The 17621-nt window shown below is 35.3% G+C and carries 20 protein-coding genes; all 20 read left to right on the top strand.

Annotated elements, in window-relative coordinates; genetic code table 11:
- The coding region (locus MUN42_RS06530; protein WP_243343783.1) for a hypothetical protein at nucleotides 1-183 on the top strand (183 nt) is incomplete at its 5' end.
- Nucleotides 184-249: 66 nt separating this feature from the next.
- Nucleotides 250-651 carry a dUTP diphosphatase gene (gene dut, locus MUN42_RS06525; protein ID WP_243343781.1) on the top strand — a complete coding sequence of 134 codons (402 nt, stop codon included), beginning with the start codon at nucleotides 250-252 and terminating at the stop codon, nucleotides 649-651.
- 17 nt (nucleotides 652-668) lie between these two features.
- A complete protein-coding gene (locus MUN42_RS06520) occupies nucleotides 669-1112 on the top strand; it encodes a hypothetical protein (protein ID WP_243343779.1) in 444 nt (147 codons plus the stop codon).
- A gap of 217 nt (nucleotides 1113-1329) precedes the next feature.
- Nucleotides 1330-1656: an HNH endonuclease gene (locus tag MUN42_RS06515; protein ID WP_243343778.1), complete on the top strand. Its 327-nt coding sequence runs from the start codon at nucleotides 1330-1332 to the stop codon at nucleotides 1654-1656.
- On the top strand, nucleotides 1634-2077 hold the full coding sequence (locus tag MUN42_RS06510; RefSeq protein ID WP_243343776.1) for a P27 family phage terminase small subunit: 444 nt from the start codon (nucleotides 1634-1636) through the stop codon (nucleotides 2075-2077). Before MUN42_RS06515 ends, MUN42_RS06510 begins: the two co-directional genes overlap by 23 nt.
- Nucleotides 2078-2081: 4 nt before the next feature.
- A complete protein-coding gene (locus tag MUN42_RS06505) occupies nucleotides 2082-3815 on the top strand; it encodes a terminase large subunit (RefSeq protein ID WP_243343774.1) in 1734 nt (577 codons plus the stop codon).
- Nucleotides 3816-3841: 26 nt separating this feature from the next.
- Nucleotides 3842-4054 carry a hypothetical protein gene (locus MUN42_RS06500; RefSeq protein WP_243343771.1) on the top strand — a complete coding sequence of 71 codons (213 nt, stop codon included), beginning with the start codon at nucleotides 3842-3844 and terminating at the stop codon, nucleotides 4052-4054.
- Between the two features lie 6 nt (nucleotides 4055-4060).
- A complete protein-coding gene (locus MUN42_RS06495) occupies nucleotides 4061-5323 on the top strand; it encodes a phage portal protein (protein WP_243343770.1) in 1263 nt (420 codons plus the stop codon).
- Complete coding sequence (locus tag MUN42_RS06490; RefSeq protein ID WP_243343769.1) at nucleotides 5316-5903, top strand: HK97 family phage prohead protease; 588 nt, start codon at nucleotides 5316-5318, stop codon at nucleotides 5901-5903. The genes MUN42_RS06495 and MUN42_RS06490 overlap by 8 nt, the downstream gene beginning before the upstream one ends.
- Nucleotides 5878-7251: a phage major capsid protein gene (locus tag MUN42_RS06485; protein WP_243343768.1), complete on the top strand. Its 1374-nt coding sequence runs from the start codon at nucleotides 5878-5880 to the stop codon at nucleotides 7249-7251. Before MUN42_RS06490 ends, MUN42_RS06485 begins: the two co-directional genes overlap by 26 nt.
- Nucleotides 7252-7257: 6 nt before the next feature.
- Entirely contained in the window at nucleotides 7258-7533 is a 276-nt protein-coding gene (locus MUN42_RS06480) for a hypothetical protein (RefSeq protein ID WP_243343767.1), read from the top strand.
- Between the two features lie 8 nt (nucleotides 7534-7541).
- Entirely contained in the window at nucleotides 7542-7997 is a 456-nt protein-coding gene (locus MUN42_RS06475) for a hypothetical protein (RefSeq protein WP_243343766.1), read from the top strand.
- Between the two features lie 9 nt (nucleotides 7998-8006).
- The gene (locus MUN42_RS06470; protein ID WP_243343765.1) at nucleotides 8007-8405 is read left to right on the top strand and encodes a hypothetical protein; all 399 of its coding nucleotides are present in this window, start codon (nucleotides 8007-8009) and stop codon (nucleotides 8403-8405) included.
- A gap of 7 nt (nucleotides 8406-8412) precedes the next feature.
- The gene (locus MUN42_RS06465) at nucleotides 8413-8709 is read left to right on the top strand and encodes a hypothetical protein (RefSeq protein ID WP_243343764.1); all 297 of its coding nucleotides are present in this window, start codon (nucleotides 8413-8415) and stop codon (nucleotides 8707-8709) included.
- Nucleotides 8710-8723: 14 nt separating this feature from the next.
- Nucleotides 8724-9329, top strand: coding sequence for a major tail protein (locus MUN42_RS06460; protein ID WP_243343762.1), 606 nt, complete (start codon nucleotides 8724-8726; stop codon nucleotides 9327-9329).
- A gap of 3 nt (nucleotides 9330-9332) precedes the next feature.
- Nucleotides 9333-9806, top strand: a complete 474-nt coding sequence (locus MUN42_RS06455) for a hypothetical protein (protein WP_243343760.1) — start codon at nucleotides 9333-9335, stop codon at nucleotides 9804-9806.
- Nucleotides 9749-9991: a hypothetical protein gene (locus MUN42_RS06450; RefSeq protein WP_243343758.1), complete on the top strand. Its 243-nt coding sequence runs from the start codon at nucleotides 9749-9751 to the stop codon at nucleotides 9989-9991. The genes MUN42_RS06455 and MUN42_RS06450 overlap by 58 nt, the downstream gene beginning before the upstream one ends.
- A 35-nt stretch (nucleotides 9992-10026) precedes the next feature.
- A complete protein-coding gene (locus tag MUN42_RS06445; protein WP_243343756.1) occupies nucleotides 10027-14766 on the top strand; it encodes a phage tail tape measure protein in 4740 nt (1579 codons plus the stop codon).
- Nucleotides 14759-15484, top strand: coding sequence for a phage tail domain-containing protein (locus MUN42_RS06440; RefSeq protein WP_243343754.1), 726 nt, complete (start codon nucleotides 14759-14761; stop codon nucleotides 15482-15484). Before MUN42_RS06445 ends, MUN42_RS06440 begins: the two co-directional genes overlap by 8 nt.
- Nucleotides 15485-15492: 8 nt before the next feature.
- Nucleotides 15493-17621 (top strand): phage tail spike protein (locus MUN42_RS06435; RefSeq protein WP_243343752.1); only part of this gene is annotated, 2129 nt, incomplete at its 3' end.

Below are 17621 nucleotides of genomic sequence, written 5' to 3'. Positions count from 1 at the left end.
ATAAAAGAATTTTTAGAAAACTTTAAAGATTTTGACCCTGAAAGTGAATTGAAATTTGGTTTATTTGAGGTAAAAATCAATGATCATGGGGATTATCAAGAGTATACCCCTTTAGATGTGATAGATGTAAATTATTTAGATGAAACTGATACTGCTTTTATAAGTTTAGAATGGGGAGATTGAAATGTTAATAGTAGAGATGAAAGAAGGACAAGAAAGGTATAAAAGAGATTCAATCGGGTATTTGTGATGATATATAAAGGCGATTATGTATTGAGAAAAGACCAAGGGGACAATGGTTATGACCTACAAGCAAGTAAAGATGTTACTATAAAGCCAATGCAGACTGTAGTAATTCCTACAAGTATATCCATAGAGTTCGACCAAGGCATCTATGCAGATGTAAGAGGAAGGTCAGGGCTATCAAGTAAGGGCATTATGTGCCACTTAGGACTTGTAGATAGTTCATACAGGGGAGAGATTAAGGTTAGTCTTACTAACCTAAACTGTTACCCTTATGAGGTAGAAAAAGGCGATAGGATAGCCCAGCTAGTCTTTCACTTAGAAGATAGGGTGGCTCTAAGGAAGTCTGGAAGTATAAGCAAAGATACCAAAAGAGGAGAGAAAGGATTCGGATCAAGTGGAAGGTAGGCAAGAAAGGTTGTTAAATGAGACGTTTTTATGAACTTGCTGTAAAAGATAAGTTGGAGAAATATGTATATGCTAAAGAGTCTTTGAAGACAATAGAAGAAAATATAAAAACGCTCAAATCCATGGATAAGAATAAAAATCTTATTAGTAAGTATGGTTTGTCTATAGGTAAGGGAAAAGCTATGAGTCAGGAAGAATTAATATTGAATATAAATGCAGAAATTGAAATGCTAGAGAATAATTATAAGATAAATATGCAGGTAATATCCATGGTGGATAAGGCTATGGAGGACATGAGTGATAGCGAAAAAGAAATAGTCCTTACGATTTATGGGCATCCTAATAAAGGTCATAAGCTAAGACCATTAATGCACAAGTACCACTATGAAAAGAGCCAGATATATAGGATAGCCCAAGAAGGACTTAGACACATATCTCTACGACTCTATGGTGGGGAGTAAGTTTGGGAAAATTAGGGGACGATTTAGTTGAAAGAAACGATATAATGAGAGTGTAAAGATATGGTTAATATTTACTGATATTTGGGCTAATCAATAAGAATTGTTCATCGTTTCTTCCTAAGGAATATCTTTACAAGATTATAAATGTATATAACCTCATGAGGAACAGCCATACGTGGCTGTTTTTCTTATGGATGAATGTCGGAAAGGATAAAGAATGAGAAGTGTTGGTAAATATGACAAATATTATAAAACAAGCAGACGGAAACGCTTGAGGGAAGCTGTGTTAATGAGAGACGGTTATATGTGCCAAGACTCAAAGAGATATGGCAAGAGTATAGAAGCCAATACGGTTCATCATATATTCCCTGCTGATAAGTACCCCAAATTGTTTTTCAATCCATATAACCTAATATCCTTATCCACAGAAGCTCATAACAAGATGCATGATAGGTTTACAAATGAAATAAGCCAATATGGTAAGAATTTGCAAGAAAGATTTAGAAAGAAGGTATTTGAATATGAAGAAGGAGAGTGGTTATGATAGATTGACCAATTTAAACGAAAGTAGAAAGAATAGTCATGATGTAGAAGAGCATATAGAAAATGATGTAGTAAAAACTATCATAGAGTGTATGAAGGCCTTGGGAACTTATGACAATGCTTTTGTTCTTAGTATAAGTGTATTGGATAAGCTCTTTAGCGACTATTATAAAATACGAAAAGAACGGGAGGAGACTGGAAGTAAGGTTGCTATAGTTCGTACTGACTCTAAGGGAAGGGAAAATATTACAACTAATCCCTTATATAGATCCCTTGAAAAGTTAAGAATGGATATCTTATCCTACCTAAGAGATCTGGGACTTACACCTAATGGATTAAAGAAAATTAAACAAGATAGTTTCCAAGAAGATGATAAAGTTTCTAAGGTTGAAGAAGTACTATTTAAGTTAAGTCAAGCGTGATAGTATGGCGAAGAAAGAAAACAAAAACTTAAAAGAAGTAAATAAATATGTTGATTATATTCTATCAGGTAAGAAGATAGCGTGTAAGGAGCTTAAGCAAGTCTGTCAAAGGTATAAAGATGATTTGAAAAACCCTAAGTTTGATTTCAAGACACGTGAAGCTAATTTTGTCATAGGGATAATAGAAAGCCTTTTTGAACATATGCAAGGAGAAACCCTTGACGGAAGACCACTTGCTGGAACTAGTCTACTACTTGAACCTTGGCAGAAGTTTATAATCTATAACCTGGTTGGTTTCTATTGGAAGGGAACAAACAATAGGCGTTATCAAGAAGCTTTTATTATGATACCTAGAAAAAACGGTAAAACATCATTCTCGGCCGCCTTAGCTTTTGCTTTGGGAATACTAGATATGGCCAATAATTCACAGGTCTACATAGTCGGAGCGGTCATCAAACAAGCCCTACAAGCTTTTAATTTTATAGTTAAAAATATTAAGGCTTGGGGTGAAAAAGATAATTTTAAAATTCTTGATAATAATAATGAACATTCGATCAAACGTGATTTTGAAAAAGGGTCAGTAAGTATAGAAGCCTTGGTAGATAGAGATTCCTTGAACGCTAACTTTATAATTATGGATGAGCTACACGAATATAAAAACTCTAGTAAGTACGATAGAATGAAAAAGGCAACAAGGGCTTATACCAATAAACTTATAATAGGAATCACAACAGCAGGTGATAATATGAATTCATTTTGCTATAACAGAATGGTCTATTGCCAAAAAGTAATTAATAAAAATCCTAAGACGGGAAAGTATGAAATAGATAATGATAGGCAGTTTGTATTTATAACTAAAGCTGATCAAAACGCTGACGGTTCGGTAGACTTTACTGATCCTAAAATTCATGAAATGGCAAGTCCTAATTATGGGGTTTCTATAAGACCTGAAGACATACTAGCAGATGCTATGATAGCTGAAAATGATCCTCAAACCAGAAAAGAGTTTCTTGCTAAGGATTTAAATATATACACCTCAAGTTTGAAGTCCTATTTCAATATAGAAGTGTTCAGGGAATCAGACAGTAAGTATGATCGGAGTCTTGAGGATCTCGCTAAACTTGATATCAACTGGTTTGGTGGGGCAGATCTTTCAAAGATGCACGACTTAACTGCTAGCGCACTTGTAGGAAACTATGAGGGCGTAGACATAATAATAACTCATGCTTTCTTCCCAATCACTAGAGCCTATCTAAAAGCTGACGAAGATCATATACCTTTGTTTGGTTGGCAAGATGATGGATTACTGACAATGACAAATAGTGATGTTGTTAATTACAATGACATTGTCGAATGGTTTAAAACTATGAGAGATAAGGGTTTTAATATAAAACAAATTGGTTTTGACCGTAAGTTTGCTGATGAATTCTATCTTATGATGAAAGAAGAAGGTTTTGATATGGTTGATGAACCTCAACTTTATATCAACAAGTCCAAAGGATTTAGAAGAATAGAAAGAAAAGCTTTAAGTCGTGAGCTATACTACTTACATTCACAAGCTTACGAATACTGTGTTGAAAATGTCCATGGAGTGGAAAAGACAGACGATATGATTCAATATGAAAAAATCCTACCAAACCTAAGAATAGACTTGTTTGACGCTAGTGTGTTTGCAGAAGTAAGACTTATAAATGATCTTGCAGGGGATAAGTTATGGAAGGATTGGATTAAAGAATGAAATTGTCGATAATATACTATCCGCAAATGAAAAGACCTTACTTACTAAAGAGGGAGAATGGAGAATATAGTCAACACGCACATTTTTATACTAAGAAAGAAGCTATCAAATGTAGAAATCTTATAGATTCGGGAACTTTTCCTAGGGATAAAAAATATAAAATTGCCATGCGAAGATTGTTGAGTGAAGAAGAATATAAGAAACTTAATAAAAGACCTAGATACAAAAATAGGAGGTGATGAATATTGGCGATAAAAGATTTTTTTAAAAGAAGTGATGAGAAAAAAAGTGTCTATGTAGACGGATATAAAGAAGAAATAGCAGGATTGGGCTATTGGTTATCAGACTGTGATGATAGAGGATACATGCCTCGTGGATATAAGAGTCTTGCAGAAAGCCCTGAAATAAAATCTGGAATAGAAAAGATTGCAGAAATAATATCTTCTATGACCATTCACTTAAAACAGAATACCGATAAGGGTGATATAAGGATAAAGGACGGATTGTCAAAATTCATTGATATAGAACCTTCTAAGAAGATGAATAGGCAACTACTAATATCCTGGATAGTTCAAGAGATGCTGATATATGGTAATGCCCTGATAGTACCTCATACTAAGGGTGGGTACTTTTATGAACTAGAACCAATCGCCCATAATGATTATAGGATAGTTGATGATGATAGAGATATAGACCAAAACAAGACCTACTATATACAAATAAATAAGAGTGGGAAAGTATATAAACCCGATGAGATATTACACTTTAGATACAATCCTAAGCTTAAAAAACCGTGGGTAGGTGAAGGGCAAGAAATACTACTAAAAGACTTAATGGATGGACTCGGTCAGGCAAGATCTACTGTTCACGATTTCTTGGAAAATCAAATGCTACCAACTTTGATTATAAAAGTTGATTCTTTACCAGGGAATTTGAAGAGTGGAGAAGGTAGGGACAAGATTGAAAAAAGATTCCTAAATAGGGTCAAGAGTGGTCAACCATGGATAGTACCTTCACTGATGGATGTAGAAAAGATAGAACCTCTAACTTTAAATGATATAGGTATTAATGATAGATTAGAATTAGATAGAAAAACAGTTGCAGCAATAGTCGGTGTACCAGCCTTCCTACTGGGGGTAGGAAATTTTAATAAAGACGAATATAACAACTTTATAAGAACTAAGATTGCAGTTATATGTAAGGCAATAGAACAAGAGTTTAGCAGAAAACTACTGGTAGCCGATAACCGATACTTTACCTTTAACCAAAAGTCAATGTTATCTTATGATTTAGATAACCTTGGAGAGATGTATATGGCACTATTCGAACATGGAATAGTAACAGGTAATGAAGTTAGAGATGTGATTGGTATGGGGCCAATTGATGGTCTTGACGAACTACTCATCCTAGAAAACTATATACCTGTAGATAAGAGTGCGGACCAAAAGAAACTAAAAGATAGCAAAGAGAAGAACGAAGAAAAGGAAGGTGGTGATGAGGATGAGTGATAAAAACATCCAATATCGAACTGGAAGTGTAAGTCTAAGAGATAAACAAAGTGAAGACGATCTTAGGATTGAAGGTTACTTTGTGGTCTACGATGATGAAACAGAACTATGGGATGGGGTCTATGAAAAGATAGATAGACATGCTTTTGATGGAGAACTTGGTAAGGATATAAGAGCCTTGATAGGACATAATACAGAAAAAGTCTTAGGTAGGGTTAAGAATGAAACGCTGACTTTAAGATCTGATGAAAAAGGACTATGGGGGTCAATACTTATAAATAAAGATGATCCTGAAGCTCTATCCCTATACCAAAAGGTTAAGAGAGGGGATATAGATCAATGCTCTTTTGGATTTGTACCAAGGGAAGAAGAGCACGAGTCTAGGAGCTATGGAGATTTATTTATTGTTAAAGCTTGTGATTTGATTGAGGTTAGCGTTGTAGCTTTTCCCGCTTATGAAAATACTAGTATAGCTGCTAGGAAAAAAGATTTTGAAAATAAGAGAAGTAAGGAAGATAAGAAAAAGAGAATTGAAAAGTTAAAGGAGCGTATAAATGAGTTTAAGAATACTGTTGCTTAGAAAAAAACTTGATGAAAAAAAGAATAGACTAACTGAAGTAGAAAAAGAACTTGAAGCTATCAAAAATAGAGCTGATGAAATAGAAGCAGCGATTTCTGAAATGGATGAAAACACTGATGAAGAAACAGAAAAATCTGTTGAAGAAATGGTGGATGAGCTTGAAAAAGAAAAGAGTGAAAAAGTAAAGGCTAAAAAGAGCCTTGAAGAAGAGATATCTGATATAGAAAAATCAATATCAGAAATCGAAGAAGATACAGTCGATGAAGAAACAGAAGAAGATAACGAAGTAGTTGTTGAAGAAGAAAGAAAGGCACAAAAACAGAATATAAAAAGGAGAGGTGATAGTATGATACTAGAGAATATGAACACAAGAGAAAGAGTTGGAAGAATACTTGAAAGAGATGAAAACAAGAGATTTTTCCGAGATGTAGTTAACCTATATTTCAACAGGGAAGCAGAACTTGCAGGCTTATCAAAAGAAAATGCGGGACTATTAGTACCTGATGATGTTTACTACGAAATCAACCAAAGAATTGGTGAATATGGATCTTTATACAAGGTAGTAAGAAAGCTAGACCTAGTTGGTAAAGCTAGAATTATAATGAATGCCGGAACACCAAAGTTGTTTTGGACCGAAAAGTGTGAACCACTAAAAGAAGTAACACTTGGTACACTAAACGCTGTCGAACTTGATAATTACAAGCTTGGTGGATATTTATTCTTATGTGAATCCTTTGTTCAAGATGTGAATGAAAATAGACATCACTCTATAACAATAGCTGATTATATTATGAATGAATTTGCTAAGGCTATAGCAGAGGAACTTGATAGGGTAATCTATGATGGTAAGGGATCTAGTGCAAAACAACCAGAAGGTATTACTGCTGTAGTAAAATCAACAAAGAATGTATCAAGCATACTCGATGTACTAGCTTATATCGGAGAAATTGATGTAGAGTCTCATCAACACAATGCACCAGAGGGAAAAATTACTGTAGCTGGTAATAGAAGAACCCTATACAAATGGATTTACCCTGAAACATGGGGTAAAGATGCTAATGGTAAACTTGTTTATGGAATGGGTAATACCCTACCTGATGGTACTCAAATAGTCCTATCAAACGTAATTCCTGATAATGAACTTGTAATTGGAGATTTCAATCAATATATCTTAGGTGTCAGAAAGGAAATGACATTTGATACTAACGATAGACTACAATGGATTGAAGAGAATATCGGCTACAAGATTAGAGGAAGATACGATGGTAAGGTTGCAAATGCTAAGGCTTTTCAAAGGGTTAAATTTGTAAAACCTACAACAACAACTACAACTGGTGGAGAAGGTTGATAGTAAATGAACAATAACGAAGTTATAGATAGGGCTGTTAGCCTTGTAAAACAAAGAGAAGGTATCTTGAATAATGTTCAAGATAGCTATATCAAGGCTATAGTAGAAGGTGTTATAAGTGAGCTAGAAAATGAGCATGACATAATGGTTGATATGGACTCTATGGATATGTTTATGTTTGTAGTGGATATGGCATCTTATAGGTATAGCAATAGGGATAGCTTAGAGGGTATGAGTAAGCACTTGGAGTATAGACTTAAAACATTCTATATACAAAGATAGGAGTTGCTATGAACTATAACGATATATGTATAATGCTAAGTCCCAATAGAGAAGAAAAAGATAAGTATGCAAATATACGATACATCTTTGAAATGGATAGTTTAACTCAAGCCTTTTGTCATATAAAGGATATAGGACGTGAAGAGTTCTATCTCGCCCAAGATAGTGAGTATAGACCATCAAAAGTTATAACTATGAAAACCAACCAATACACCAATCCCTTATACATCTTCGTAGGTAATTCTATGGACCTAAAAGAGAATGTAAGGGACTTTGTTGAAGGTAAGGTTGAACTTTATAAGGTCATCAGAACTTATATACCTGGATCTAATATTCTAGCTCGTGATAGGAAAAACTATAAAAATTCATATACACCTAGCAAAGATGATATAGAAGTTGTTGTAGAAGTTCTTAAAGGGAATCCTCTAAGTGATATAAAAGAACAATTAGAAAAACTTTTTTAAGGTGGGCCTATGGAGTTAGAAGAACAATTCAAGGCTATAGTTGAAGAATACAAAAGTGAAGTACGAAGGTGTACTGAAGAAGCAGCAGAAGACGCTGGTCAATATACTTTAAGCTTGGTCAAACAAAGAAGTCCAAGAGATGCCAACAGAAAGAGAAGTAGGGTTGGTAAAAGAAGATATGCCAGTGGTTGGAAGATAGAAAGAGAAGATATTGGTGGAAGCGTGGGAAGATTTGTAATACACAATGTAACCGACCCCACCCTAACACATTTGTTGGAAAGAGGACACGTTATGAACTTTGATCATAGTAAACGTGCTAGAGCTATACCCCATATAGAAAATAGTGAAGAAGATGGGGCAAAGTATTATGAAAAAATAGTTGCTAGTAAACTAGAAAATTTAAGTTGAGGTATGAATGAACCCTGCTGAAATATTTAAAGACTTTGAGCTACCAATAAGTTATGCTACAACTACTGAAAAAGAACCACCATTCTTGGTATATACAGGGCGTGGTAGTGATAACCTTGGAGCTGATAATAGGGTCTATTATAAAGACTATAACTACAGTATCGAATACTATTTCCGAGTTAAAGATGAGGAAATGGAAGATAAGATAGAGAAAGAATTCGATGATAGAGAAATCCCTTGGTATAAGTCCTATGACAATGCGATAGAGGGTGAAGATATGTTTGTAATATATTATACAATTTAAAAGGAGAATAAATTATGGCTGAAAATAAAGTAAAATTTGGTTTATCCAATGTACACATATTTAAGATTGAAAATGAATCTGGCGAAGAAATTGAATACGCTTCAAAAGCAATTAGACTACCTGGTGCTGTAAATCTATCACTATCCATAGAGGGTGAAGAAAATACTTTCTATGCTGATGATATACCATACTTCCAAATGTATGCTAACAACGGTTATTCTGGAGATCTAGAAATAGCCCTACTTACTGAAGAATTTTTAACCGAAATAATGGGGCAAAGGAAGGATAAGAATGGGGCAATTGTGGAATCTGCAGATGATATTATAGCTCCATTTGCAATGAGTTTTGAGTTCCAAGGTGATGCAAGGAGAACAAGAAACATCTTATATAAGGTTGTAGCGTCAAGACCAAATGATGAACACGCTACAATAGCCGAATCAAAAGAACCTCAAACAGAAACACTAAGTATCAAAGCTGTACCAAGATCTACTGATAGACTTGTAAAAGCTAGAATCCAAGAAGGTAATACTGGTTATGATACGTTCTATGATAGTGTATATGAACCAAGTTTAGATGATGAATCAGACTTGCCTGATGAGGATGAAGGACTAGGAGCATAATAGATGGAAAAAACTATTAATATAGGCGGCAAAGAGGTGACTTTTAAGTTCACCCTTGCCGCTTTTTATATCTTTAAAAATCAATTTGGTTATGATGCTATGGTAAAAATAGTGCCTGCTATAGGCGATATAATGGCAGGACTAAACGCCTATACACTACTAGAAGCATTTGATGAGAAGAAGTCAGATGATAACGCTGCTTTTGCTGCTGTGATTAATAATTTTGGTGCTATCCTACAAGAAACATTTAACTTTGAGATTGTAGATTTCTTAAATTTGATATGGGCCTTTGCTAAGGCTTATGATAATAAATTGCCTGCACCAATGCAATGGTATAGCGAATTTGATGATTTCCCAATAATAGACGTGATGATGGAATTTGCCCCTTGTCTATATGAGTCATTGGGAAGTAAAAAAAAATGGACGACTACCCAGACAACAAAGACAATGAAGACTGGGAAGAAGGAAGAGAAGTAGATATAGATCTACTCTATCAAAGTGGTCTACAAGCTGGAATGAGTTTTGATATGATATCTCAAATGACTACGGGAAATCTTGTAGACTACATTATTTCCTTTAATAGGCTGCATGAAATTAAGGCAAAGGATGATAAAGAAGTTAAGATAAGAGATGCTAGCCAAGCTGACTTTGATAACTTTTAAAGATACATAAAGGAAGAAAGAAAGGAGGGTGAGTTATGGCTAAGAAGATACGCGGAATGACCATAGAAATAGGTGCTGATACCAGTAAGTTTGAAAAGGCTATGAACGATAGCTATGATAAGATAGGTCGAGTAAGTAGAGAAGTTAGAAATCTAAAAAAGCTCTTAAAAGAAGATCCTGGTAATGTTACTTTGTTTACTCAAACATTTACGGCTATGAATGAGCAACTAGATGAGAGCAAGAAAAAACTTAAAGCGTTAAAAGCTGCCTTATCCTCTGCATTGAATGAACTAAGTAAGGGTAATGGTAGTAAAGAAATAGTGCGTGCCTTAAATGAAGAAATCTTTGCTACTGAAAGAGCTATAAGAAATCTTGAAAAAGATATAAGAAGCGTTGAAAGAAGCTTTAGTGCCTTTGAGAAATTAAAAAGAAGTATAAGCTCTATTGACGGGGCCTTAAAAAAGAATGAGCAAGGTCTAAGAGCTGTAAATAAAGCTTTAAAACTTGATCCTAAGAACTTGGATTTAGTAAAACAAAAACAAGAACTGTTGGCAGACTCTATAGATAAGACTAGACAAAAGCTGGAGTTAGTAAAGAAAGCACAAAAAGAAGCTAGTATTGAGTTTGCCAAGGGTAATATTGGTAAAGATGAATATGCCAAGATAAGTGCACAAGTTGTACAAACCACTGATGATTTGAAAAAGCTTATGGTTGAAGCTGATGTAGTGGGTCAAAAGTTTAAAGACCTATCGGGTAAGTTTGAAGCTTTTGGTTCTCGTGCTAGTAAAATAGGCTCTAACTTAACAAAGAAAATTTCTGCTCCTATAATAGGTGGACTAGGACTGGCTACTAAGGCAGCCACTGATTTTGAGCAAGCTATGGCTGGAGTTCGTAAGACTACCGATATGAGTCAAGTAGAACTTGCTGAAATGGGCCAAGAGTTTAGAAATATAGCCAAAGAAAGTCCTGTAGCTGCTAAAGAGATAGCAGGAATAGGAGAGATGGCAGGTCAACTTGGTGTAGATAAAGAGCATATAGTAGATTTCTCTAAGACAATATCTGACTTAACCATTGCTACCAATCTAACTGCTGAACAAGGGGCAATGGATCTTGCAAGGTTTATGAATATAACGGGTGCAACTTTTGATGAAACATCAAGGTTAGGATCTGCAATAGTAGAACTTGGTAATAATTATGCTACTACTGAAACAGAAATCCTTGAAATGAGTACAAGACTTGCAGCACAAGCAACAATAGCTGGATTTAGCTCTGCTGAAACTATGGGTCTTGCTACTGCCCTATCATCTGTGGGTCTAAAGGCTGAAGCAGGCGGTACATCATTCTCAAGCTTGCTCCAAAAGATAAATACCTTTGCCCTAGGAAGTAATGAGCAAATAGCAAGAGTGAATGAGATGCTCCAAAGTACGGGATACACTATGGAAGATGTGTCCCAAGCGATAGAAAACGGAACAAGTGCTAGTGGAGCAAGTCTAGGCGAGATGGCTAACGCTATTGGAATGACAGAAGATGAGCTAAGAGCTTTGGTAATTGGAGCTGAAGAAGGTAGTGATAAACTAAATACTTTTGCATCAGTTGCTGGAATGAGTGCCAAAGAGTTTGCCGAGAAATGGAAAAAAGATCCTGTCGAAGCTTTGGAAGCTTTCCTAAAGGGAGTTGACGATGTTATAAAAGGTGGAGGAGACCTTAGCGGCGTATTCAAAGACCTTGGAATAAATGGTCGTAGGGAAATAGATACTGTCCAAAGACTGGCAAGTAAGCATGAACTACTAGGCGAAGCTGTAGAAGATGCAAGTAAAGCTTATGAGTCTGACATGGCCTTAAAGAAAGAGGTTGATATATTCAATCAGACCTTTGGTAATAGGTTAAAAACACTAAAGAATAATGTAATCGATCTTGCCATAAGCTTTGGAGAAAAACTTATACCTCACCTTGAAACTTTTGTTGAATGGTTGAAAAATATTGTAGCTAAACTAGATGAGATGAAACCTGAAACAATGGAAAGACTACTAAAGGCCCTACTAGGATTGGCTGCCATAGGACCAGGAATATCCCTTGTAGGAAAGCTTGCAAGTGGACTAGGCAAAGTGTTTAAATGGGGAAGTAAAGTGTCAGAAAACTTAACCCTACTCAATGGAGGTTTTACTGCTGCCAATACTGGAGCTGGACTATTTGCCAAAGCTTTAACTGCCATACACTCTCCTGCTGGACTGGTCTTTGGTTTAATAACAACTGTAGGAGTACCCGCCCTAATAGCATTGGTCGAGCACATGAGGGGGGCATCAGTTGAGTCTGATATATTTGGTAATGATGTAAGCGAAGGCACTCAAAAAGCTGTCCAAGGATACTTGGATCTTGATAGAGAAGCTGAAGCTGCACTTAATAATCTTAAAGCTACAGGAGAGACTGTAAGTAAGGATGCTGCTGAAAACATAGTGGGCAACTTTTCTAGCATGGGAGAAGACCTGGTAAGAGAACTTGAGGGTCAAAGAGATAGAGTTCGAGAAACATTAGGATCTATATGGGATGTTAATGACCCTGAGAATGGAGAAGAGAACGCTGAAAAAATAAATAAGATAGAAGAGTTCTATAACGAACAAATAAAAGACGTTCAAGAAGGCGAAAAAAGGATTCGAGAGATCTTAAATACTGCAAGCGAAGAAAAAAGAAAGCTAACTGGTGAAGAGTTTCAAGAGATCTCTAAAATCCAAACTCAAATGAAAGAGTCTGCTATAAACAACCTTACTGAAAGTGAGGAAGAGACTGCAATCATAAGACAACGTATGAAGGATGATGCTGGAGCTATTACTACAGAAATGATGTCTGAAATGATAAGCCAATCTGCGACTAAGAGGGATCAAGTAATAGATGATGCTGAAGAAGAATACAATGAGCAAATACGTATAGCGGAAAACCTAAGAGCTGAAGGTGGAACAATCAACAATGAGATGGCAGATGAAATAATAAAAGCTGCCAAAAGAAAAAAGGATGATACAATCAAGGCTGCTGAAGAAGAGCATGAAAAAGTTGTAAAAGAAGCTGAACAACAAGGTAAAGATATTATTGACAATATAGATACAGTAACAGGAGAGATAAAACCTAAGTGGCAAACATTTTGGGAAGGTATGTCTGAAGGTTGGACCAGTTTCTGGGGTGGTATTGGCGATTGGATGAGAGAAAAAATACCAGGTCTTGGTAAATGGGTTGATGATTTCTGGAAAAGGCATGATGAAAAAATGTCTAAATATGCTGGAGAGAGTCTAAAAAATTTAGATACCATTACTGGTCAAGGTATGGATGAGATCAATCGAACCACAGAAGAGAAGATGAATACCGTGTTTGGTACTTCTAGTAAAGCTTGGCATGATATGCAAGTCAACGCTTCGGAAGAAGTAGGTAACATGAACAGAAATCTATCTGACGGTATTGATTTTATGAATGAAACTGCCAATATAAAGTTTGGTGAACTCAATGGTAGTGTAAACACTGCGTGGGATACTGCTAACTTAAATACTAGCGGTAGACTTGATTTCTTAAATCGAACCGTTGGTATTAAGTTTGATGGGACAAATACCGTAGTTGGTCAAAAGCTAGATAATGTTAATGGAACTGTAGATGAGAAATTAAATACAGTAAATACCACTGCATCTGGTAAGTTTGATGGAATGAATACCGACACATCAGAAAAACTAGATACTGTAAACAAAACAGTGGGCGGCAAGTTTGGTGAAATGGACAGCATAGTTGAAAATAGACTGGGCACTGTAAATACCACCGCATCTGGTAAGTTTGATGGAATGAACATAGATGCTGACAGTAGGTTGAAGCTCCTTAATGATACTGCTGGAAACAGTTTTGATACTGTTAATACTGATGCTGAAAGCAAACTAGGTAGTGCATCTAAGACTGGTGTAGATAAATTCACCAACCTTACAAATCAAGCAACTCTACAATTGAATGAGCTTACAAATAATGCAAATAGTTCTTTCAATAAATTAAATAGTAACGCTATTAAGAGTTTTACCAATATAGGTAAGGGCGTAACGAATAGTATTAATAATATGGTAAGAAATGTTACTAATAGCCTTAATAACATGGTTAATACTTTCAACAATAGCTTTAACAGACTGTCGACCAATACAAAAAGTAAGTTTGAGAATATAAAGAAAACTATTATCAATGCTATTAAGAGTGCTGCAAGTAATGTTAAGGCTCAAATAAATAATATGGTAAACAATTCTAATTCAAGTTTCCAAGCTATGGTCAACAATGGCCGTAATCAATTCATTTCTCTAAAGAATAATATGGTTAATACTATGAGAAGTGCTGTCAATACCATAAGCGGTGAGATGAATAGACTTAAGAGTATATTCAATACCACCTTGCCATCACCTAGGGTTGTACTACCTCACCCTCGTATTAGTGGAAGTTTTAGTTTGGATCCACCACGTGTACCTAGTGTATGGGTTGAATGGTACAAAAAAGGTGCTATCTTTACCAAGCCTACAATGTTTAATACCCCTTACGGTATAAAGGGTGTAGGTGAAGCAGGGGCGGAAGCAGTTCTACCTATTGAAAGGCTTGCCGATATTTTTGCTGATACAATGAAGAAGGTTAATGACAATGGGAACTCTGATACAGGAATTGTTATAACTGGTAATACATTTAATATAAGAAGTGAAGATGATATAGAAAAGGTAGCCAGACAGTTGTACAGGTATATAGAAACGAAGAGAAGGGGTGTAGGTCTTGGTTAGTTTATTTAATAATCATTTGATATTCGGTAATATGGATTTGGGTAATTTGGGTGTTATTGAAGATGTAAGCAGATCCCCTTTACCTACGATAAGTACTATTGAAAAGAAAGTTTTAGGAGCAGACGGGAGCTTGTATAAATCCAACAGTTTTGCTCCTTTGGATATACAGGCGTCTATAAGACTTTTTAATTTTTCTGATTATACCATTGATAAAAAGATTAATGAGTTAATGGAACTTGTATATAGTAAGGAAATGAGACCACTAAATTATAAGAGTAAAAGGACTTGGTATGATGCAATCCTAGTATCTATAGAAGATTTTGAAAGGTATAGGAATAGCTATGCCTATTTAACTCTTGTCTTTAGAGCTCCATATCCATTGGCAAGGAGTGAATATAGGATAGATAGGTATAAAAACTTTACTGATGAGGTTATAGAGATGGATACCCCTTGTTCAACCAAGGGGATATTTACTTTTACGGGTAATAAAAATAAGATTACAAATATGAGAACGGGAGAGTTTATAGAAATTCTTGACGGTACTAGTCAGAATTTTCTTATAGATTGCGAAAAACATTTAGTTAAATTCGGATCCAACAGGGCTATGGATAGACTTTCTCCTTATTCGGATTTCTTTGAAATAAAGCCCGGAGATAGGATAAAGGCTGAAAAGCCTGTAAGTCTTGAATATTATGAAAGATACCTTTATGATCGGTAGGTGATTGAATGCTGATGTTATATGATAGGGATGAAAAGCTTATAGCGTCTTTAAAATATAATAATATTGTAAGAAAAAGAGAACTCAACGGACTTAATACTTTGGAATTTGAAACAGATAGGGAAGTAGAATATGGTCAAAGGGTTCTTTTTATGGACAAAGAAGGCCTGTGGAATGAATATATCATAATAGATTATTTTAAAAATCATAAGGACACGGGGGTTGAATATTCAGTATTTTGTGAGGACTCTACAAGTGAGTTATATTGGTCTTTTATAGAAGATATGAAACCCAGAAATGAAACTTGTTCTTCTATACTTATGAGAGTACTTGAAGGTACGAGGTTTGAAGTAGGAAGGGTTGATTACTTCGGGCTTAAATCTTTTAATTTGTATAGAACAAGTGTTAAGGCTGCTATATGGAAGATGATTGAAGAGTATGGAGCTGAAATAAATGTAAGGATAGATGTAAGTAAGAATGGGATAGAGCATAGGTATATTGACCTTAAAAAAAGTATAGGGCGAAATAGTGGAAAAAGATATGAATATAACAAAGATATACAAAGCATAAAAAAGACCACCTCTATTAAAGACTTAGTTACTGCCTTATATGGTTTTGGTAAGGGCGAAAAAGTAGTAGAAGATAACGGAGATCCTACTGGAGGTTACGGAAGAAAGCTTGATTTCTCTGAAATAAACGGCGGAAAGAAATATGTAGCCGATGAAGAAGCAAGACGTAAGTATGGAGTAGGAAAAAATAGGAAGCATATATTCGGAAGAGTTGAATTTCCTGACTGTGAAGATAAGGAAGAACTTCTTAGATTGACCAGAGATAAGCTCAAGGAATTATGCAAACCAAAAATCACCTATGAACTTAAGGTTGAAGATGTATCAAGGTATGAAGGTTATGAAGGTGAAGGAGTAGGACTAGGCGATAGGGTTATAGTAAAAGATAAGGAAATGGACACTTTAGTTGAAACTAGAGTGATAGCTATTACTGATAACCCCATAGAAGAGATTGACGATGATAGTATAGTGCTGGGAAATTATATAAAAGATTTGTCTGATAATTTTCAGCATTACGATAAATTAAAGTCCACTTTGGATAATGATAGGGATAGATTTAATGATGAACTAAATAAGTTAGCCAAGGGAGTCAAATCCTCATATATTCAAAGTGTAATCGATAGGTTCAATAAGGAACTTAATGAAACTGGAGGTTGGGTCTATGCCGAGCCTGGTGAAGGAATATTAATTCTTAATGCTCCTAAAGAGGGCAACCCTACCCAAGCCATTAACTTAAAAGGCGGTAAGATTGCCATAGCCAATCATAAAAATCCTGACGGTAGCTTTGCTTATGAAACCTTTGGTGATGGAGATGGATTTACAGCCAACCTTATAAGAGCAGGTGTTTTAAGTGGAGGTAAGGTATTCTTTAATCTGGAAGACGGAACATTTTTGATGGGTAATAGTCCTTCCGATTATAGTATGTATCGGGATGGGTCAACTCTTCATATGAGGAATGTGGATATTGACCTTGAGAATAATAGGGTTATTCAAGATTTAAAGGAGAAGTACGATTTATCTGATGAAGAGATAAAGGCCTTTAAGGAAAGGGTCGATAATGCAAATGCTAGAATTGATGAAGCTAAGCAAAGGCTTGATAATGCAAATGCTAGAATAGATAAAGCTGAAGAAAACCTTAAGAAAACTTATCATAATCTTGATAGTACGATTATGAGTGTAGCCGACTATGTAGAAGAATATATAGAAAGTCAGGATAAGAAAAATGAGCTAGTTGATAACTATATAGAAAGTCAAGATAAGAAAAATGAGGTGGTTGATGAAACCCTGCTTGATTTATCTAATAGGATAAGTGTAACTGACGGAAAGATAGATACTAATATAAGGTCTTTGAGGGAGAGTATAGAGAAGATACAGAGCGAAGCTTATGATGATAGTGAGCTTAGGAGATATATATCTGAGAATTATTCAACTATAACCCAAACGGATAGTAAGATAGCTACTAAGGTATCTAGTATGAAGGTGGATATAACTAATGACCTTGAAGATTATTCTGACAAGAATTTACAAACAGCTAAGGCTTATACTGATAGTAAGGACTCTTCTGTAAGAAA

It is taken from the genome of Anaerococcus sp. AGMB09787 (genome assembly GCF_022808955.1).
Classification (GTDB): domain Bacteria; phylum Bacillota; class Clostridia; order Tissierellales; family Peptoniphilaceae; genus Anaerococcus.
The sequence above is the reverse complement of the archived record's forward strand: the minus strand, read 5'-3'. Positions and strand labels throughout refer to the sequence as shown.